This is a genomic window from Eudoraea sp. (assembly GCF_039969275.1).
Classification (GTDB): Bacteria; Bacteroidota; Bacteroidia; order Flavobacteriales; family Flavobacteriaceae; genus Eudoraea.
Genome location: NZ_JBDVOC010000010.1, coordinates 637,926 through 658,328 on the forward strand (window position 1 = coordinate 637,926; position 20,403 = coordinate 658,328).

General features: G+C 37.1%; 19 protein-coding genes. 11 read left to right on the forward strand and 8 right to left on the reverse strand.

The window, feature by feature from the left end; genetic code table 11:
• Positions 1-205: 205 nt before the first annotated feature.
• The 3 genes from ABJH90_RS10785 to ABJH90_RS10795 are packed head-to-tail and all read right to left on the reverse strand — an operon-like array spanning position 206 to position 2,981.
• On the reverse strand, positions 206-745 hold the full coding sequence (locus ABJH90_RS10785; RefSeq protein ID WP_348139174.1) for a DUF4136 domain-containing protein: 540 nt from the start codon (positions 743-745) through the stop codon (positions 206-208).
• Positions 746-801: 56 nt separating this feature from the next.
• Positions 802-1,803: a GTPase ObgE gene (gene obgE, locus ABJH90_RS10790; protein ID WP_348139176.1), complete on the reverse strand. Its 1,002-nt coding sequence runs from the start codon at positions 1,801-1,803 to the stop codon at positions 802-804.
• A 59-nt stretch (positions 1,804-1,862) separates the two neighbouring features.
• Positions 1,863-2,981 (reverse strand): adenylate kinase, encoded by a 1,119-nt coding sequence (locus tag ABJH90_RS10795; protein ID WP_348139178.1) that lies wholly within the window; start codon positions 2,979-2,981, stop codon positions 1,863-1,865.
• A gap of 136 nt (positions 2,982-3,117) precedes the next feature.
• Between ABJH90_RS10795 and ABJH90_RS10800 the strand changes: the two genes are divergently transcribed.
• From ABJH90_RS10800 to ABJH90_RS10810, 3 genes are all read left to right on the forward strand, one after another.
• The gene (locus tag ABJH90_RS10800) at positions 3,118-4,275 is read left to right on the forward strand and encodes a 5-(carboxyamino)imidazole ribonucleotide synthase (RefSeq protein WP_348139180.1); all 1,158 of its coding nucleotides are present in this window, start codon (positions 3,118-3,120) and stop codon (positions 4,273-4,275) included.
• A 4-nt stretch (positions 4,276-4,279) separates the two neighbouring features.
• Positions 4,280-4,771 (forward strand): 5-(carboxyamino)imidazole ribonucleotide mutase, encoded by a 492-nt coding sequence (gene purE, locus ABJH90_RS10805; protein WP_297706821.1) that lies wholly within the window; start codon positions 4,280-4,282, stop codon positions 4,769-4,771.
• Between the two features lie 72 nt (positions 4,772-4,843).
• Entirely contained in the window at positions 4,844-6,871 is a 2,028-nt protein-coding gene (locus ABJH90_RS10810; protein ID WP_348139182.1) for a M3 family metallopeptidase, read from the forward strand.
• Here ABJH90_RS10810 and ABJH90_RS10815 read toward each other — a convergent pair whose 3' ends face one another.
• On the reverse strand, positions 6,872-7,165 hold the full coding sequence (locus ABJH90_RS10815) for a rhodanese-like domain-containing protein (RefSeq protein ID WP_348139184.1): 294 nt from the start codon (positions 7,163-7,165) through the stop codon (positions 6,872-6,874).
• 139 nt (positions 7,166-7,304) lie between these two features.
• Between ABJH90_RS10815 and ABJH90_RS10820 the strand changes: the two genes are divergently transcribed.
• On the forward strand, positions 7,305-7,865 hold the full coding sequence (locus ABJH90_RS10820) for a sigma-70 family RNA polymerase sigma factor (RefSeq protein WP_348139186.1): 561 nt from the start codon (positions 7,305-7,307) through the stop codon (positions 7,863-7,865).
• Positions 7,862-8,089, forward strand: coding sequence for a hypothetical protein (locus ABJH90_RS10825; RefSeq protein WP_348139188.1), 228 nt, complete (start codon positions 7,862-7,864; stop codon positions 8,087-8,089). Before ABJH90_RS10820 ends, ABJH90_RS10825 begins: the two co-directional genes overlap by 4 nt.
• On the opposite strand, the gene ABJH90_RS10830 is transcribed toward ABJH90_RS10825, so the two are convergent.
• Positions 8,086-8,910 (reverse strand): hypothetical protein, encoded by an 825-nt coding sequence (locus tag ABJH90_RS10830; protein WP_348139190.1) that lies wholly within the window; start codon positions 8,908-8,910, stop codon positions 8,086-8,088. The two genes, ABJH90_RS10825 and ABJH90_RS10830, sit on opposite strands and share 4 nt — an antisense overlap.
• Before the next feature lie 138 nt (positions 8,911-9,048).
• Between ABJH90_RS10830 and gcvP the strand changes: the two genes are divergently transcribed.
• The 4 genes from gcvP (at position 9,049) to ABJH90_RS10850 (ending at position 14,549) form a co-directional block, all read left to right on the forward strand.
• Positions 9,049-11,901 carry an aminomethyl-transferring glycine dehydrogenase gene (gcvP, locus tag ABJH90_RS10835; protein WP_348139192.1) on the forward strand — a complete coding sequence of 951 codons (2,853 nt, stop codon included), beginning with the start codon at positions 9,049-9,051 and terminating at the stop codon, positions 11,899-11,901.
• A gap of 160 nt (positions 11,902-12,061) precedes the next feature.
• Complete coding sequence (locus ABJH90_RS10840; RefSeq protein WP_348139194.1) at positions 12,062-13,120, forward strand: ketoacyl-ACP synthase III; 1,059 nt, start codon at positions 12,062-12,064, stop codon at positions 13,118-13,120.
• A 4-nt stretch (positions 13,121-13,124) separates the two neighbouring features.
• Positions 13,125-13,682, forward strand: coding sequence for a methyltransferase (locus ABJH90_RS10845; protein WP_348139196.1), 558 nt, complete (start codon positions 13,125-13,127; stop codon positions 13,680-13,682).
• Positions 13,683-13,697: 15 nt separating this feature from the next.
• Positions 13,698-14,549 (forward strand): glycosyltransferase family 2 protein, encoded by an 852-nt coding sequence (locus ABJH90_RS10850; protein ID WP_348139198.1) that lies wholly within the window; start codon positions 13,698-13,700, stop codon positions 14,547-14,549.
• Here ABJH90_RS10850 and pafA read toward each other — a convergent pair.
• Positions 14,541-16,223 carry an alkaline phosphatase PafA gene (gene pafA, locus ABJH90_RS10855; protein ID WP_348139200.1) on the reverse strand — a complete coding sequence of 561 codons (1,683 nt, stop codon included), beginning with the start codon at positions 16,221-16,223 and terminating at the stop codon, positions 14,541-14,543. The genes ABJH90_RS10850 and pafA overlap by 9 nt on opposite strands.
• Positions 16,224-16,335: 112 nt before the next feature.
• Here pafA and ABJH90_RS10860 point away from each other — a divergent pair, with 112 nt between their 5' ends.
• Together ABJH90_RS10860 and ABJH90_RS10865 are read left to right on the forward strand one after the other, a co-directional pair.
• On the forward strand, positions 16,336-17,073 hold the full coding sequence (locus ABJH90_RS10860; protein WP_348139202.1) for an ABC transporter permease: 738 nt from the start codon (positions 16,336-16,338) through the stop codon (positions 17,071-17,073).
• Positions 17,073-17,840 (forward strand): ATP-binding cassette domain-containing protein, encoded by a 768-nt coding sequence (locus ABJH90_RS10865; protein WP_348139204.1) that lies wholly within the window; start codon positions 17,073-17,075, stop codon positions 17,838-17,840. The genes ABJH90_RS10860 and ABJH90_RS10865 overlap by 1 nt, the downstream gene beginning before the upstream one ends.
• 8 nt (positions 17,841-17,848) lie before the next feature.
• Here the strand turns inward: ABJH90_RS10865 and ABJH90_RS10870 are convergent, their stop codons facing one another.
• Together ABJH90_RS10870 and ABJH90_RS10875 are read right to left on the reverse strand one after the other, a co-directional pair.
• Positions 17,849-19,303 carry a DUF389 domain-containing protein gene (locus ABJH90_RS10870; RefSeq protein WP_348139206.1) on the reverse strand — a complete coding sequence of 485 codons (1,455 nt, stop codon included), beginning with the start codon at positions 19,301-19,303 and terminating at the stop codon, positions 17,849-17,851.
• Positions 19,304-19,305: 2 nt separating this feature from the next.
• Positions 19,306-20,403 (reverse strand): mannose-1-phosphate guanylyltransferase, encoded by a 1,098-nt coding sequence (locus tag ABJH90_RS10875; protein ID WP_348139208.1) that lies wholly within the window; start codon positions 20,401-20,403, stop codon positions 19,306-19,308.

Here is a 20,403-nt window from a genome sequence, read left to right on the forward strand (position 1 = left end):
TGAAATTATATACTTCCATTAGTATAGAAAATTACTTTTTTGTTACAGAAGGGAATGCAAAATAATCACATAAACATATTACCTAATAAGAAATAGCGAATCCAACTTCTGACAAACGGTAGAATTGAGGAAGTGAACGGCGCTATTTTTGTAATCTGGAGGCTTTATTTAGGGTAGTCCAAGAGCATTAACAAGCAATTTTAGTCTATTTTCTTTTGTCTTTCTTTATGACCGGGGGATACTTTGAAAATACTTTGGTTACTATTTCATTAAGCTTCCTTTCTCTGGTTCTTGGGGAATTATTCTCGCTAAAATTACTAAGACTTATTGCCTGCCAGAACAAGGCATCCTTTTGGCTATCTACCAGATCAAAAATTAATTCCCGTTCCAGATTAGAACCACCCAAGGGAACTCCAATAGAAACGCCCCCTCCTACATTGCCACTTGTGCCGCCTACGCCTACACCCACAGTGCTGTTATTTGGAGTTGCAAAAGATTCGCTTTGAATATTGATATAAAAATCCGGTTCCTCGGATAATAAAATTCCGCGCATTTGCATAGTTGAATCGATCGCATTAAAAAGGCGCTTTGAATCCAAATCACTCAGACCGGTTTGCATTTCAGGATAATAATTGTAAGTGCTGTAATTGGTGAAATCCACAGTTTTATCAAAATCATAGTTTACCCTTACCGTGCTGCAGGAAAGCACGCATACAATAACCAATAAGATCATTATATTTCTCATAAGCGATTTTATATAAAAATAAAGAAAAAAAACAGGGAAGCTGAAAATTGTATTATTTAATCGTTTAATAGCTGCCAAAGCTCATCTTTAAGGTCATTAAGACCCAATTCTGATACCGAAGAGATAAATATATAAGGGGTTTGCTTTAAATCCTTATCTAATTGAATTTTCATTTCCCCAATTAGCTCATCATCCAGCATATCCGACTTGGAGATTGCTACCAATCTGTTTTTGTCAAGAAGTTCTGGATTATACTTTTTTAGTTCATTTAAGAGAATTTCATACTCTTTACTAATATCATTACTATCTGCAGGTATTAAAAAAAGTAGAATGGAATTGCGTTCTATATGTCTTAGAAAATAATGCCCCAATCCTTTACCCTCTGCCGCTCCCTCTATGATACCAGGAATATCTGCCATTACGAAACTCCTAAAATCGCGGTATTTAACAATTCCTAAGTTCGGTTTGAGCGTAGTAAATTCATAATCCGCTATTTTAGGTTTTGCAGATGTTAATACTGATAGTAATGTAGATTTTCCGGCATTGGGAAATCCAACCAATCCTACGTCTGCCAAAACTTTAAGTTCAAGGGTTAATTGTTTTTCCTGTGCGGGGATACCAGGTTGTGCGTACCTGGGGGTTTGGTTTGTAGCTGTTTTAAAGTGCCAATTACCACGACCTCCTTTACCTCCTTCAGCCGCAATTACTTCTTCTCCGTGTGCTGTAATCTCAAATAGCAATTCATTGGTGTCCGAATCGCGCACAATCGTTCCCAGCGGTACGTCTAAAAATACATCCGCTCCATCGGCACCCGTACTTCTGTTTTTACTCCCATGTTCACCATGCCCGGCCTTAAAGTGCCGTTTAAACTTAAACCCAAGGAGCGTCCAAAGGTTTTCATTACCGCGAATAATGATATGACCACCTCTACCGCCATCACCTCCATCGGGCCCGCCTTTTGTTATATATTTTTCCCTGTGCAAATGCATGGATCCTTTACCCCCATTACCTGAGGTAACATACATCTTTACATAGTCCACAAAATTCCCTTCGGTCATCGCTCAATATTCGTTTTAAAAATGGTAGCAGTATAATCTGGCCTATGTTCTTATTCAGATCATCCTTCGACCTGTATCGCCTGAATTACGGTGCCAAGGCGCTCCGTAATCTCTTCTATGGCTCCAATACCATTTACGCTATAGAATTTATCCTGAGCTTGATAATACTCTTTAAGAGGAGCTGTTTTTTGATTGTATTCTTCAAAGCGATTTCTAATCTTATCCTCATCCTGATCATCCGTTCTGCCGCTTATTTTACCTCTTTCCAATAAGCGCTGAATAAGCTCTTCATCATTGGCATCTAAGGCAATAGTTGCGTCAATTTGCATTTCCTTTGAATCCATTAAGTTATCCAGTGCTTTTGCCTGGGCTACGGTTCTGGGAAAACCATCAAAAATAAATCCGTTAGCTTCAGGATGTTTCTCAACTTCATCCCTTAGCATCTTAATGGTAACTTCATCCGGAACCAGTTCGCCCTTATCCATATAGGTTTGTGCCAACTTTCCCAGTTCGGTATTGTTCTTAATATTATATCTAAAAACATCTCCAGTAGAAATATGCAATAGATTATGTTGATCCTTTAAAAAAGCAGCTTGTGTTCCCTTACCTGCTCCTGGTTTTCCAAAAAGTACAAGATTAATCATATGGTTTTGGTTTAGTTGGTATACATCTCTTAAATTTCTTCCCTGTTCTTTATAATCCAGCCCATAACCTACAATAAACTTATTTGGAATTTCTATTCCAATATAGTCAATAGGATATTCTCCGTTGTAAATTTCGTGTTTATAAAACAGGCTTGCTATTTTAAACTCCTTGACATTCGTCTTTGCAAATAAATGGACCAATTCCTGCAGGGTCCTCCCGGTGTCAATAATGTCTTCTATAATAACTACACTTCTCCCCTCCAAATTTTCGGGAAGATCTAAGAGTGTTTCTACAATTCCTGTAGATATCAGGCCCCTGTATGAAGCCAGTTTTACAAATGAAACCTCACATGGATAGGGATAACATTTCAATAAATCAGAAATAAACATAAAGGCCCCATTAAGAACCCCAACAAATATGGGTACCTCATCTTTATAGTCCTTAGCGATTTCAGCTGCAATTCTCTCAATTGCAAGTTGTATTTCTTCTTCTTTCAGAAATGGCTTAAACAATTTATCATGCAGCTTTATCAATGGTATCGGTTTTATAGGATGGCAAAGATAGTATTTTGCTTTCTCTTTTTTAAGCTTAGGGCAGCAGATTCTAACATTTAGATGTATTTTTGTAGCCAGTCAAAATAATCTTATTCACCTGAGAAAGTATAAGTTCATGAATTTCTTTTCTTCTGATTTTAAGTTAGGCATTCTTGGAGGAGGTCAGTTGGGTAAAATGCTGCTGTATGAAACAAGGAAGTTTGACATTTATACCAAAGTGCTGGATCCATCGCCCGAGGCCCCGTGCAAAATTGCCTGTAATGAATTTATTCAGGGCAGTTTGATGGATTTTGATGTAGTTTACAACTTTGGAAAAGAAGTAGATTTACTTACTATTGAAATTGAAAATGTAAATTTAGATGCTCTTGAAAAGTTGGAGGAAATAGGCAAAACGGTTTATCCTTCTTCAAGGGTACTTCGCACTATTCAAAATAAGGCTAAACAGAAGTTATTCTATATTGACAATCAAATTCCTACGGCACCTTTTTCCAGATTTGCATATACAAGTGAAATAAAGGATAGTGTTGCTCATGGAGGTATTGCTTTTCCTTTTGTATGGAAAAGTGCTCAATTTGGATATGATGGTCAAGGCGTAAAAATTGTACGTTCCCTGGATGATCTTAAAAACCTTCCCAATGTAGAATGTATTGCTGAGGATCTTATCCCTTTTAAAAATGAACTGGCCGTTATAGTATCGAGAAATGTCCAGGGCGAAGTAATCGATTATCCGGTAGTGGAAATGGAATTTCATCCGGAAGCCAATCAGGTTGAATATGTCCTGTGCCCGGCCAGAATTGACAAAAAAGTTGCTGATAAAGCAAGGAAGATCGCTTTAAAGTTGTCTGAAAAATTACAGCACGTAGGCCTTCTGGCAGTTGAAATGTTCCAAACATCAGAGGATGAGATTTTAGTCAATGAGGTAGCACCCAGACCGCATAACAGCGGTCATTACAGTATAGAGGCCAGTTATACAAATCAATTTGAACAGCACCTAAGAGCCATCCTTGGGTTTCCTCTTGGATGTTCAGATAGTAAATTGGCAGGGGTAATGGTTAATTTGGTTGGTGATGAAGAGCATACCGGCGAAGTTGTTTATCAAAATATTGAAGATATTTTTAAACTAAGCGGGGTTACACCTCATATTTATGGTAAAAAGGAGACACGACCATTTAGGAAAATGGGGCATGTAACTATTATACATGAGGATATAAATGAGGCCCGAATTATAGCCGAAAAAGTAAAGAAAACGATCAAAGTAATAAGCAAAAAATAAAAATATGAGCAAAGTAGCAGTAATTATGGGCAGCTTAAGTGACCTTCCCGTTATGCAGGAAGCCGTTGATATTTTAAAGGGATTTGATATTGAAGTAGAAGTTGATATTGTATCTGCCCACAGAACGCCGGATAAATTATATGAATTTAGCAAACAAGCTCATAAAAATGGATTTTCAGTTATCATAGCAGGGGCTGGTGGTGCAGCCCACTTACCCGGAATGGTAGCTTCACTTTCCCCTCTGCCGGTAATAGGTGTGCCGGTTAAAAGCAGTAATTCCATTGATGGATGGGATTCGGTTTTGTCTATTTTACAAATGCCCGGGGGTGTTCCGGTAGCCACCGTTGCTCTTAACGGCGCAAAAAATGCTGGTATTCTTGCAGCGCAAATCATAGGTAGCAGTGATAAGTGTGTAATGGATAAAATTCTTTTATACAAAGAAGGACTAAAGGACAAAGTAGTTAAGGGCGCTCAGGAACTAAATAAACCTAAATAGGAAATTTAAACATTGTTATCCTCCGCAGATTAATTCCTCTTCATAAATAAAGTAATAAACATCGGTCTATATATGAATCCTTTATTAACCCCATTTGATACCGCACCTTTTTCTAGTATTAAGAATGAACATTTTATGCCGGCCTTTATGCACGCTATAGAAAATGCTCGTAAAGAAATTGATGACATAACTCATTCCGAAGAAGAACCCACTTTTGAGAATACTATTGAGGCTTTAGAATTCTCAGGACAACATTTGGAACGTATTGCCAGTTTATTTTTTAGTTTGAATTCTGCGGAAACCAATGATAACATCCAGAAGATTGCCCAGGAAGTATCCCCATTGTTGTCGGAGTTTAGTAATGATATTACCCTAAATGAAAAATTATTCAGAAGAATAAAAAAGGTTTTTGAGAATAAAGACGAATACCAACTTACCGCAGAACAAGACACCTTACTTGATAAAAAGTATAAAAATTTTAGCAGAAATGGGGCCAACCTGGATGAAGAACAAAAAAAACGCCTAAGGGAGATTGATACAGCACTTGCAACACTAAAATTAAAATTTGGTGAAAACATTTTAAAGGAGACAAATAAATATGAAATGCATCTCACAAACGAAGATAACCTTGACGGGCTTCCACAAAGTGCAAAAGATGCAGCAGCGCAGTTAGCAAAAAGTAAAGGTAAAATAGGATGGATTATAACTCTGGATTATCCAAGTTATATTCCATTTATGAAATATGCACTCAACAGAGAACTTAGAAAAGAGCTGTCAATGGCATTTGGGAGCAAAGGCTTCCATAATGATGACCTGGACAATCAGGCTAATGTTCTTCGAATTGCCAATCTTCGACATGAAAGAGCTAATTTATTAGGCTATAAAAGCCATGCGAATTTTATTTTAGAAGAACGAATGGCCGAAACCCCGGAAAAAGTATATGACTTTTTAAAGGAATTGTTAATAAAGGCAAAGCCCGCAGCTAAACGTGAATTTAAAGAACTATCAGAGTTTGCCAAAGAGCTGGATGGAATTGAGCAACTAGAGTCCTGGGATGGATCTTTTTACTCTGAAAAATTAAAGCAAAAACGCTTCAGCCTTGACGATGAAAAGCTCAAACCATACTTTAAGCTGGAAAATGTTATTGAAGGAGTATTTATGATAACCGAAAGACTATACGGATTGTCTTTTGAAGAAGTATTTGATGTAGACAAGTATCATCCGGAAGTTAAGACTTATAGAATTTATGATAGTAATAATAAATTTGTTTCCTTATTCTATGCCGATTTTCATCCAAGGGAAGGGAAGCGCGCTGGTGCCTGGATGACTTCATTTAAGCCCCAGTTCATATTGAATAACAAGAATGAAAGACCTCAGATTTCTAACGTTTGTAATTTTACGAAACCTACAGAAAATAAACCATCACTGTTAACTTTTAATGAAGTTACAACGCTCTTTCATGAATTCGGGCATGCTCTTCACGGTATTCTTGCAAATACGATCTATCCAAGCTTATCCGGTACTTCTGTTTATTGGGATTTTGTTGAGCTACCCAGTCAGATATTGGAAAACTGGTGTTATGAAAAAGAAGCTCTGGAATTATTTGCCCGGCACTATGAGACAGAAGAACCTATTCCTATGTCATTAGTTGAAAGTATAAAGGAATCTGCAACATTTCAGGAGGGGATGGCCACAATGCGTCAACTGAGTTTTGGTTTCCTGGATATGTCATGGCATGCTTCTGATCCATCTGTTATTTCAGATGTTAAGAAACACGAATTTAAAGCTTTCGAAGACACTTTACTTTACCCAAATAACCAGGAGACGTGCATGAGTGTATCATTCGCCCACATTTTTCAGGGCGGCTATTCCGCGGGCTATTACAGCTATAAATGGGCTGAAGTATTAGATGCCGACGCGTTCGATTACTTTAAAGAAAAAGGAATTTTTAATCGAGAAGTAGCTCAAAAATTTAAAGATCATATTCTTTCCAAAGGAGGAACTGAAAAACCAATGATCCTTTATAAGCGCTTTAGGGGCAGGGAGCCTAAAATTGAAGCTCTTTTAGAGCGTGCTGGATTAATGAAAAAGACGGCTTAACTAATTTTTTTCTTCCAGCGCATCATAACCTCCCAACAGGTCTATTACATTTTTATAACCAGACGAGGTGAGTAACTCAGCGGCGCTTGCACTACGTCCTCCTTTTTTACAATAGACATAAATAGTTTTGTCTTTTTCTATTTTCTCCTTCTCGAATTGCTTAATAAAATCCTCATCATACCAATTAATATTGACTGCATCATCAAAATGACCCTCAACATACTCTTCAGGAGTGCGAACATCGACAAGTACTGCATTTTCGAGATCTTGAGGTGTCAATTCTGTGATTGACATGGATTTAGATTGGGTGCAGCTTATTTGAATAAATAGCAAAAGAATGAGATAACCGATATTTTTCATAATTGGGCGTATTACACTTAAAATTAATAATTTCATTAAAATTACTTTATTTTTGGATTCCACAAGCATCAAAATGACAGAAAATTCTTTAAATCCTGCTTCATGGGTCGACAAATACGCCGACTATCTATTTAACTATGCCGTGGTGCGGGTGAGTGATGCAGAGATCGCTAAAGATTTGGTACAGGAAACATTCCTGGCCGCTTTAAAATCGGCTAAAAATTATCAGGGGGCTGCATCAGAACGCACCTGGCTCATTGCTATATTAAAACGAAAAGTCATAGATTATTACAGAAAAATTAATTCAAAGAAAGGCAAGGCCGAAGTACGAATTAATTATAGTAGTCAAAGTGATTCGGCAGGAGATTGGCTGGAAGAAAATGTAGCGGATCCATTTAGCACACTTGAAAATGACCAAATAGAAAATGCAGAATTGGGACAAGCTATTCAGGAATGTATTTCTAAGCTGCCAAAAAAGCAATCTGCGGTATTTGTTATGAAAACTATACGAGGATTAAGTACAGAAGATATATGTAATGAACTTGGGATTAATCCGTCTAACCTTTGGGTAATGGTCCACAGAGCTAGAACGAATCTTATGGGTTGTCTCAATGAAAATTGGTTTAAGTTATGATTAGTTGCGAGAAAGCAAGTACAATTTGCAATAAAAAACAATACAAAGAAGCGACACTTCTTGAACAAATCAAATTTGGTATTCACCTTTTGTTCTGTAAAGCCTGTGCTGCATTTTCTAAGAAGAACAAAAAACTAACCATACTTTGTGACAAGGCCAATTTACATAACCTTTCTGAACAGGAAAAGGAAAAAATGAAAGTAAAGATTGAACTTAATAGCTAAATATAACTTTCCAGTAATATTAGGGTTCCAAGCCAGCATATCGGAATACTTTCTACAAAAAATGAGGCAAAATATTTTGATTGATTTCTGTGAGTCATTAGCAGCATAATTATTAAAATCAAAAATAGTATTGTCTTTCCAATAATTTCTAACTGACTTAAATCGTCCTTAAGAAATGTTATTAAATAGAAAATAAGAGACAAGAGCAGACCAAGGTTTTTGGTTTGAGATACTCCGATTCGCTGTGGTATTGTCTTAAGATGCAATTCATCATATTCAAGATCCCTAATCTCAAATGGAATTAGCAATACAAGAATCAGAATAAACTGTTGGAGCATTAGAAGGCAAATGTCCCATGAAAATGAAATGGCCGAGGATATTACAGGAATTATGACCGTAGTTCCTGTCCACACCAGTGCCACCAATATTACTTTTAAGATACCTGAATTCCTTAAATTCTTGTGCTTAGGAGAAACAGGCAATGCATACAAACCTATAAGTAGGGCTAATGCACAGCAAATGAACCATACCGCATAGCTCAAAAAAAAGAAATGATAGCCTGCAAGCGCTAATATAATTAAGCTGAAAATTTGTATTTGTTTGTGATAGCTATTCTTTACCAGGATATATCTTTTTGCTTCAACCCCGTATTTAATAAAATTATAACTCGGTATGGTTCCAAAAAAAACGAAAAGAATTAAATGCTGATCTGGTAAAATGTTTAAATACAGATTGGTGATCAATAATAAGCTTATCACAGCAAATGCCACATGAATGCTTGCATCCAGATAAAAATTAAAAATACGGCTCAACCACCCCATTAAACAAAAATAGCCAAACTGTTCATAACGTATCTTTTTCGTTAAAAACTTTAGGCTACTGCGCTTTGAAATAGATTATTTTACAAGAATTAATCCCTAATTTTGTTCACTATTATTTTAGCTATAAAATCGTGAATTATGACGACAGACCTGTTTGCTTCAAGACATATAGGTATTCGAAAAGAAGATCTGCCTAAAATGCTTAAAACCATTGGCGTGGAAAATATAGACCAGCTTATATATGAAACTATTCCCAGTGAAATAAGGCTTAAAAAACCTTTAGATCTTAGCAGGGAAATGAGCGAACATGAATTCCTGTCACATGTAAATTCCCTTTCTTTAAAAAACAAGGTATACAAAACTTATATCGGTCTGGGATATAACGAATGTATTACTCCATCTGTGATTAAAAGGAACATTCTTGAAAATCCAGGGTGGTATACAGCCTATACGCCATATCAGGCAGAAATTGCGCAAGGGAGATTGGAAGCCTTATTAAACTTCCAAACCATGATTTGCGATCTTACCGGGATGGAGCTTTCCAATGCGTCACTTTTAGACGAAAGCACTGCAGCCGCGGAAGCGATGACCATGCTTTTTGATGTAAGAAACAGGGAACAAAAGAAAAATGAAGTCGTTAAATTTTTTGTTTCCAATGAGGTATTGCCACAAACCCTATCGCTACTGCAAACCAGATCAAAACCCCTTGGAATTGAATTGGTAAGCGGAGATCATGAAGCATTCGAGTTTGGTGAGGGTTTTTACGGTGCTCTTTTGCAATACCCCGGTAAATATGGTCAGGTAAATGATTATAAAATTTTTGTACAAAAAGCCAGAGATAAAGAGATAAAAGTTGCAGTAGCTGCAGATATACTTAGTTTGGTTTTATTAACCCCGCCCGGTGAAATTGGAGTAGATGTAGTTGTTGGAACCACACAAAGATTTGGAATTCCTTTAGGCTACGGGGGCCCGCATGCTGCTTTTTTTGCCACTAAGGAGGCTTTCAAAAGAAATATCCCCGGAAGAATTATAGGGCTAACCAGAGATACAGATGGAAATCAGGCATTGCGTATGGCTTTACAAACCAGAGAACAGCATATTAAAAGAGACAAAGCAACATCTAACATTTGTACAGCACAGGTGTTACTAGCAGTGATGGCAGGGGCTTATGCTGTTTATCACGGACCACAAGGCTTAAGATATATAGCAGATAAAGTTCATTATAATGCAAAGGTATTAAGTCAGTTGCTTGAAAAACAAGGATTTGAACAATTGAACACCACTTTTTTCGACACCATTATGGTGCGGGTTCCCGATAGCAAGTCCTTAAAATCAATCGCCGAAAAAAATAGTATTAATTTCAATTATATTGATAATAATACCGTTTCAATATCGATCAATGAGGCCACAAGCAAGGACGATATTAGACTAATTTACAATTGCTTTAGTGAATTGATTGAATCCGAAGAAATTACTTCTATTGATGAGAAAACAAAGGATGTTATTCCACACTCCTTAATACGCAATACACCATTCCTGGAAAACGAGGTCTTTAATTCATATCATTCCGAGACAGAACTAATGCGTTATCTCAAAAAATTAGAGCGAAAAGACCTGGCCCTAAATCAGTCTATGATCTCACTCGGTTCTTGTACTATGAAATTAAATGCTGCCAGCCAAATGCTGCCTTTGAGTATGCCTGCATGGGGAAATATTCATCCATTTGTTCCTGTCGAACAGGCAGAAGGTTATCATATAATACTGCAGGAACTAGCAAGAGATTTAACGGAAATCACGGGTTTCGCAGGTACTTCCTTGCAACCTAATTCCGGTGCACAAGGTGAGTTTGCCGGATTAATGACCATAAGAGCGTATCATGAATCCAAAGGCGAAGTTCATAGAAATATCTGCATTATTCCGGCATCCGCTCATGGTACTAATCCGGCTTCGGCTGTAATGGCCGGAATGAAGGTTGTTGTAACCAAAACAGATGCTCGAGGAAATATCGATATGGTGGACCTGGAGGAGAAAGTAGAATTACATTCAGAAAATTTGGCTGCATTAATGATCACATATCCCTCAACACATGGAGTTTTTGAATCCTCCATAAAAAAAATAACACAACTTATTCACGACCATGGGGGGCAGGTTTATATGGATGGAGCCAATATGAATGCACAGGTAGGATTAACAAATCCGGCGACTATTGGAGCTGACGTATGCCATCTCAACCTGCACAAAACTTTTGCAATACCACATGGAGGCGGAGGACCCGGAGTAGGGCCTATTTGTGTTGCTGAACAATTGGTTCCTTTCTTACCGGGTAATCCGGTTATTAAAACTGGTGGTAAAAAAGCAATTACAGCAATTTCAGGGGCTCCCTGGGGCAGTTCATTAGTTTGTTTAATTTCTTACGGTTATATTAAGATGCTGGGAGAAGCTGGCTTAACTGAGTCCACAAAAATTGCTATTCTAAATGCGAACTATATAAAGAATAGGTTGAGTGGAAAATTTGATGTTCTTTACACAGGGGAAAAAGGCCGTGCAGCGCATGAAATGATTATTGATTGCAGACCATTTAAACAAAACGGAATAGAGGTTACAGATATCGCTAAACGATTAATGGACTACGGTTTTCATGCTCCAACAGTATCTTTTCCTGTAGCAGGGACCCTTATGATAGAGCCTACTGAAAGTGAAAATCTTGATGAATTAGATCGATTTTGTGATGCTATGATATCAATCCGGGAAGAAATTGATCATTCCTCAGCAAAGGATACAAATAACGTACTGAAAAATGCACCACATACCTTGCATATGATGACCAATGATTCCTGGGATTTCCCATATTCGAGACAACAGGCTGCCTTCCCGTTACCCTACATTTTCGAAAATAAATTTTGGCCCAGTATTAGAAGGGTAGATGAAGCGTATGGAGATCGTAATTTAATATGTACTTGTGCTCCAATTGAAGCATATGTGGAAGCTTAGTCTATCCCCTATAAAGAGGGGTTTGAAAGACTATATTAAAGCTGAAGAATTATTTCTAATGTTGTAGATTTCTTCTGAACATCGTAATTGATTACTATGCCCATATAGTACGACGGAATTTTTTATTATTTTTCCCAAAACTAAGTCAACTCCCCTAAATATGAGTATTGGAATCAGCGGCACAGGGTGTTATATCCCGTCGATCACTACTCAAAACAAAGATTTTGAGCAACATAATTTTCTTACCAGTGAGGGAACTCCCTTTGCCTATACCAACGAGATTATCATTGAGAAGTTTAAGGCAATAACGGGTATTGCGGAAAGGCGCTATGCTGATAAAGAACTAAATACTTCAGATTTGGGATTCTTTGCAGCCCGGGATGCTATTGAAGATGCCGGAATCGATGCTGAAGAACTGGATTATATAATTTTTGCGCATAATTTTGGAAACGTGAGCCATGGGCACTCCCAAAGCGATACCGTGCCTAGTTTAGCAACCAGGGTAAAACATCTCCTAAGAATTAAAAACCCCAATTGTGTTGCATATGATATGCTTTTTGGTTGTCCGGGTTGGATTGAAGGAGTAATACAGGCAAATGCTTTTATCAAAAGTGGTATAGCAAAAAAATGTCTCGTAATTGGTGCGGAAACACTCTCCAGGGTAATTGATCAGCACGATCGGGATTCCATGATTTATTCAGATGGTGCCGGAGCTTGTATTATTGAAGATTCTGAGGATTCCGGTGAGATTCTGGCACATACCTCAGCTACATTTACCAACGAAGAAGCCTATTATCTATTTTTCGGCGAATCACATAATAAATCTTGTCCCAGCAAAACTCAATATATTAAAATGTATGGGCGTAAAATTTATGAATTTGCGCTAAATCATGTTCCAAATGCCATGAGGAATTCTTTGGAAAAAAGTGGAATACCAATTGAAAATATCAAAAAAATATTTATTCATCAGGCAAATGAAAAAATGGACGAGGCTATTGTAAATCGATTTTACAAGTCTTTTAACTTGGAAATGCCTGAAGGAGTAATGCCAATGAATATTCGTGAAATGGGAAATAGTTCTGTGGCAACTGTTCCCACCTTATTTCATATGGTTAAAACCGGGAAAATAGAAAATCAGCAAATAGAAAAAGGAGATGTTGTTATCTTTGCCAGTGTTGGCGCAGGTATGAATATCAACGCCATAGTCTATAGATGCTGAAAATATGTATGAAAAAACTTTTCCGGATAAAAGGTATAAAAATACACTTGCCTTTCTTCAAAAACATATAACTACTCAGGAAGCCATATTGGATTTAGGGGTTACCAACCCATTTTCTGAAATAATGAAGCAGAATGGCTATAATGTTGAAAATACTAGCGGCGAAGACCTGGATTTAGATTTTGACTTTGTACAGAATTCGAATGCCAATGTAGTCACAGCATTTGAAATCTTTGAACACCTGCTCGCACCTTACAATATTTTGAGAGCAATAAAGGCTGATAAAATTGTTACCAGTGTTCCATTACGACTTTGGTTTGCCTCAGCATATAAGAGTAAAACAGACCCCTGGGATAGACACTATCATGAATTTGAGGCCTGGCAGTTTAATTGGTTGCTCGAAAAAGCTGGTTGGGAGATAAAAGATACCCTTAGCTGGGCTAATCCCGTTAATAAAATAGGACTTAGGCCTTTATTACGGACTTTTACTCCTCGTTATTATATTGTTTATGCAGAGCGAAAAAGGATATCCGAAAGCACCGGATTTATTGCACCGGAATAATTATACCTTACTATCGTGAATTATTATATTGTAATCTGTGCACATAATGAAGAATCATACATAGCTGCTACGCTCAATGCTGTTCTATCCCAAACCATGCAACCAAAGAAAGTTTTGGTTGTGAATGATAATTCTACAGACAAAACCGAAACTATTATAGATGAATTTGTTTCCGGGAACAGCCATATTATAAAAGTCAACAGATCCTCCTCTACCCTTCATATGCCGGGGGCTAAAGTTGTGGAAGCATTTAATGAAGGGTTTGAGCTGCTAGACGACCAATACGATTTTATTGTCAAACTGGATGCTGATATTATACTCCCGGAAAACTACTTTGAAAAAATATCAGAACTAATTAATTCAGATTCCAGGGCTGGAATTTTAGGTGGATTTGCTTATGAACAAGATTCAAAAGGAGTGTGGAAATTAAATCACCCTATGAACAAAGATCATATTCGCGGTGCTTTTAAAAGTTATACCAAACAATGTTTTAATGCCATAGGTGGATTAAAAAATTCGATAGGCTGGGATACAGTTGATGAGCTATTAGCCCGGTATAATGATTTTAGTGTAATTACAGATGATTCGCTAAAAATAAAGCATTTACGACCTCTGGGAGCATCCTATAACAAACAGGCGCGTTATTTACAAGGTGAAGCCATGTATCTGATGCGCTATGGCTATTTAATTAGTTTCATTGCCTCGCTTAAAATGGCATTGAAAAGAAAAAAGACGACATTATTTATAGATACTTTAAAAGGCTATGCCATGGCCAAAAAAAAGAGTCTTCCTTTTCTGGTTTCTCAAAAAGAAGGCGAGTTTATTCGCAAATTAAGATGGCAAAATATTCTTAATAAATTATTCTAATATCCGTGCGATAGGCTTGCCGGTAGCTCCGTTAGGAAATGCAATCCCCAACAATGTGGCTATGGTAGGTGCAATATCAGGGATTTCTGTTCTAAGAGCCGTTGAGCCCGGTTTTATGCCTTTTCCATAAAAAATAAGTGGTGTATGGGTATCATAAATCTGAGCAGATCCGTGTGTGGATCCCGTTTTGCTATAATCAATAATTCCAGGTTTTGGCACTATTAAAATATCACCAGAGCGTTTCATGTTGTATCCGTTTTGAATAATGTATGGGATTCCGGTCGTGTACTCATTATTTTGCATTTGATATGCGGTGTATACCTTTTCAAAGGCTTGGTATGAAAGTAATTCGCTGGCCAAAGTCTCCTGGACTTCCTTTAGACTCAGATCTAAATTTTGAATAATCTTATGGTCAAGAAAAAGCTGGTTGTTAGAATAATTTTTAATTAATTCTGTGGAACCATACTTATATTTAATAAATTCTCCTAATTCTGATTGTATTTCAGCCCTATTAATATATCCCGCTGGTATTTTTTGATCTTTCAAATAAGCAGGAACATTAATTGCTCCATGATCTGCCGTAAGAAAAACGGTATATTCCCCTGCTCCCACTTTGGTATCCAGATACTTTAATATTCGTTCCAAATCGCGATCCAAACGTATATAGGTATCCTGTATTTCCTTAGAATTTACACCAAACCAATGTCCAACATAATCTGTACTTGAAAAACTAATTGCTAAAAAATCTGTGATATCATCTGTACCGAGCTGTTCTCCTTTCACCGCTTCTATCGCAAAATCCGTAGTTATACTATTTCCAAAAGGTGTAACCTTTAGCAGCTCATATTTACTATTCTTATCCCATAAACCGGGAAGGTCATGCGGAAAAACAGGATTGCTTTCGCCTGTGAACAAACCCTCATAAGTGTTATTATCAGGACCGCTTTCCCTGTAAGAAGTAATATCCTCAACAGTATTCCAGGGCTTCTTATATTTCTCTACAACCTTAGAAGAATTATAATCTACAACCCATTTAGGCAAATTCTCCATATAATAGGTACTGCTGATCCATTTCCCTTGGCCTCCACCGAGGAACCAGTAAGCGGCATTTGCCGTATGACCACCGGGAAGAACAGCGCCTCTGTCTTTTAAAGCAATTGCAACAACTTTACCCTTCATTTGAGTGTGCAATCGCAATTGATCGGTAATAGTAGTAACCGTCATTCTATGAGGTGACATCTTTCCTGCATTTGAAATCGCTCCAACTGTGGCGTAAGAATCATCGGATGCACAATAGACCGGTTTATCAATTTCTTTATCATACCAGTTATTTCCAATAATTCCATGTATTGACGGAGTGGTACCAGTGTACACGGATGCGTGTCCCGGACCCGTACTGGTAGGCGAATAATTAAAATGGTTATTTTTACAATTAAAGCCCTCATTCACAAGACGCTTAAAACCATCATCCCCGTAATGGTCCCAAAAACGTGTCAGATAATCATAGCGCATTTGATCAACCACAATACCAACAACCAACTTCGGCGTGGTTTTTAGGGGAGCAGTAACTTCTGTTTTAGCAGATTCTTTAGCCCTTCGCTGACATATTACTCCCGAAGAATACAAAAAGAATCCAATTAATAATATTGATGTGAAATGGCTTTTGGAAAACATTATATACAAGTTCTGGTTTTAAAAATGCCTAAATTAAGTTTTAAAATTTTAAATGAAGGTTAAATGAAGCCTAATATTACTATTTTTACAGCTAGAAGTATCGCATAGTTTTATGAATTACATCTCATCAATTGGCAGCTATTCCATTATGGTTCGAGAGGTTTTTAAAAAACCTACAAAGTGGTCAATAATGAAAACTTTAATTTTAAAGGAAATTGATGAACTAATTTATGGTTCAATGGGGATCGTAATTTTTATTTCTGTATTCATTGGAGGTGTTGTGGCCATTCAGACAGCATTAAACCTTACAAATCCATTGATCCCTAAAGACCTGATTGGGTTTGCTACCAGGCAATCGGTTATACTCGAGTTTGCCCCTACATTTACATCTATCATCATGGCGGGTAAAGTGGGTTCTTATATTACGTCCAGCATAGGTACTATGCGCGTAACTGAACAGATAGATGCATTGGAAGTTATGGGGGTGAATTCTCTTAATTATCTGGTTTTTCCTAAGATAATAGCAATGTTATTTTATCCTTTTGTAATTGCTATTTCCATGTATGTGGGAATTTTTGGAGGGTTAATTGCTAATTCTTTAGGGAATTACAGTACATCTGCTGAATTTATTCAAGGCATCCAATTGGATTTCATCCCCTTTCATGTAACCTATTCATTTATTAAATCTATTGTATTTGCATTTATAATTGCTACCGTCCCTTCATTTCATGGGTATTATATGGAAGGAGGTGCCCTGGATGTGGGCAAAGCAAGCACAACCTCTTTTGTCTGGACCAGTGTGGTGATCATCATATCTAACTTTGTTCTTACACAACTATTATTAGGCTAATGATAGATGTAGAAAACTTAAATAAATCATTTGGAGATACCCAGGTATTAAAGGGTATAACCACTTCCTTTGAAAAAGGAAAAACCAATCTGATTATAGGTCAAAGTGGCTCTGGTAAGACGGTATTTATGAAATGTCTTTTGGGTTTAATTGAGCCAGATGAGGGAACAATTAGTTATGACGGTCGCATGTTTTCCAAATTGTCTGTTACAGAAAAACGAGATTTAAGACAGGATATGGGGATGGTATTCCAGGGAAGTGCATTATTTGATTCCATGACCGTTGAAGAAAACGTTATGTTTCCTATGGATATGTTTACCCATCAATCCCGATCGGAAATGGAAGACCGAGCAAACATTGTACTAAAAAGGGTTAACCTCATTGATGCACATAAAAAATACCCTGCAGAAATTTCGGGAGGTATGCAAAAAAGAGTTGCTATTGCCAGGGCTATAGTAATGAATCCCAAATATTTATTTTGCGACGAGCCAAACTCAGGCCTTGATCCCAATACAGCGATTTTAATTGACAACTTGATTCAGGAGATCACAAAAGAATTTGACATTATTACAGTAATTAATAGCCATGACATGAATTCTGTGATGGAAATTGGCGAAAAAATAATCTTTCTTAAAAATGGAATTAAAGAATGGGAAGGCACCAATAAGGAAATCTTTAAAACAGATAATGAAGCAATAACTGATTTTGTGTATTCCTCAGAATTATTTAAAAAGGTCCGACAAATGTATATTGAAGAGCGAAACTAGCTCTGTTCCTACTTTACCCTGACCTTATTATCATTTAATCGCAGTTTTAACCAATTGTTTAGTTTTTGGGTATCTTCCTTTATGTCGCGCTTCTTGGTGTCCTTTTTCCATACTACCTCAAAAATAGGAATTGTATCAATCTTAGTAAAGTCAGTAGTTATGGTATAAGCAAACCCTATGCTATCGAGATTCTCAAAATTAGCTTTGGCTTCTGCACTAATTTGCCTAAAGGGAATTTGTTTTGCGCTTAGTTTACTCAGATTGGCTAATTCAGATTCCAGAAGATTAATACGCTCATCTTTATTTAATAATTCGGCCTTCTTGGATTCGTATAATTCATTTATATAATTGAATTTTATTTCAGAATCGTCTCTTCCCCCTTGAACAATTTTTAGTTCTGTATCTTCAAGTCTGGAAAATGTGTTTTTTTGTTCATTCCAGCTGGCTATTACATTATCAGGTATAAGTTCATCTCCCATACAAACTAATTCAATTGAAGAACCACCTTCCCTGTTATAGCTAATTTTAGTAAGGTTATCTAAATACCTTCCCCTGTCCTTAAACCTATATACTTCAATAGTCTGTTTAATTAAATCCTGTGCCTGTCTCATATATCGGGATTCCTGCCAAACATTATAAAAGGTAATTATGGCCGGAATCATGACCAAGAGGGAAACCAAAGTGGCGATTCTGGCATAATATAGTCTCTTTTTAGAATGCATGTATCGGACCATTGGAAAGCGGAGTAATTTTAGAACAATCACTGTGGCAAGAGCAATGAAAATTGTGTTGATAATAAAAAGGTACATAGCCCCGGTAGCATATTCCCAATTACCAATTGCCAGTCCAAAACCTACGGTGCATAAAGGCGGCATTAATGCGGTTGCAATAGCCACCCCAAAAATTACAGTGGCCACAGTGCCTTTTTTTGCCCTCGCTATGACCAAGGCGAAACCACCGAAAAAAGCAATTAACACATCTCTGATATCCGGCTCCGTTCTGGCCAATAACTCAGAGGATTCGTCTCTTAACGGAAAAAATTCAAAAAATAAATATGCTGTAAGTATACTATAGACTACCATTACGGCAAAATTCTTCAAAGAGCGTCTTAGTGTATCAATGTCATTTATGGCAATGGACATGCCCACCCCTAAAATAGGACCCATTAGAGGAGAAATAAGCATGGCTCCAATTACAACAGCCGTAGAATTAGCATTTAAACCTACTGAAGCTATAAATATTGAACATATTAAAATCCAAATCGTATGCCCTTTAAAAGGTATGTCGGCAATAATAGCTTGTTTTGTAGCTTCCTGATCTGTATCCTTGCGGATGTTTAAAAGGTCTGTAAGAAATTTTTTGGTGCTTCCTAAAAATCCCTGAAAATCTTTTTTCGCTTGTTCTCCGCTGAACTCCTCATCAGCATCGGATAATGGATTTTTTTCATTAAACTCTTCATTCATAATTAAATGTATTGGTCTCCAAATCGCTTTTTTACTTCTGCCAAAACACTTTTAATAGCCTGTTCTTTGGATTTAGGGTAAATCATCAGTACTTCTTCTTTATCAACTATTATATAATCTTTTAATCCATCAATAACCGCAATTTTATCTTTTGGTAATCGAATCATATTTCCCGAAGCATCCTCACTTAAAACTTTACCGTTAACAATAGCATTGTCATCTTCATCCTTCTCGAGCTTATGATATAACGAACCCCAGGTACCCAGGTCATTCCAATCAAAAGTAGCGGGAAGAACAAATATTTCCCTGGCTTTTTCAAGAATGGCATAATCTATTGAAATATTATCTGCTTTTGGATAATTTTTATCGATGAAATCTTTTTCTCCCTCGGTATTAAATATATCAAATCCGGAATTGAACAACTCATATTGCTCCGATTGAAATTCCTTGAAAGCTGCTAAAATAGTTCTGATGCTCCAGATAAAAATGCCGCCATTCCAAAGAAAATTTCCTTGTTTTAAAAATGCCTTAGCTGTTTCATAATCCGGTTTCTCTCTAAATTGTTTGACTGCAAACAAGTCTGAATTTGTTTTCAGCGATGCTATTTGTTCAAATTCGATATAACCAAATCCGGTATTAGGGAAAGTAGGCTTTATTCCGAGGGTGCATATTACTTCCTCCCTTTCACATTTATCAAAACAACTCTTAACATTGAGTTCAAATGCCTTTTCATCTTCTATCCAATGATCACTGGGAGCCACAATCATTAGCCCCTCGGGGTTCATTTTTTTTATTTTCAGAGCTGCATATAAAATACAAGGGGCGGTATTGCGCATTACAGGTTCCAAAATCACCTGATTAGAGCTTATCAGGGGAAGCTGACTCAGAACAAGGTCATTATACCTTTCATTAGTAAGAATTAGTATGTTTTCTGAAGGTATAAATTTGTTGAGACGACTAAAGGTTTTTTGTAAAAGTGTAGCACCGGCACCCAACATGTCATGGAATTGCTTTGGGTATGCAGATGTGCTAACCGGCCAAAACCTGGAACCCACTCCCCCGGCCATTAGAACCGCATAATAGTTTTTATTTTTGTTCAT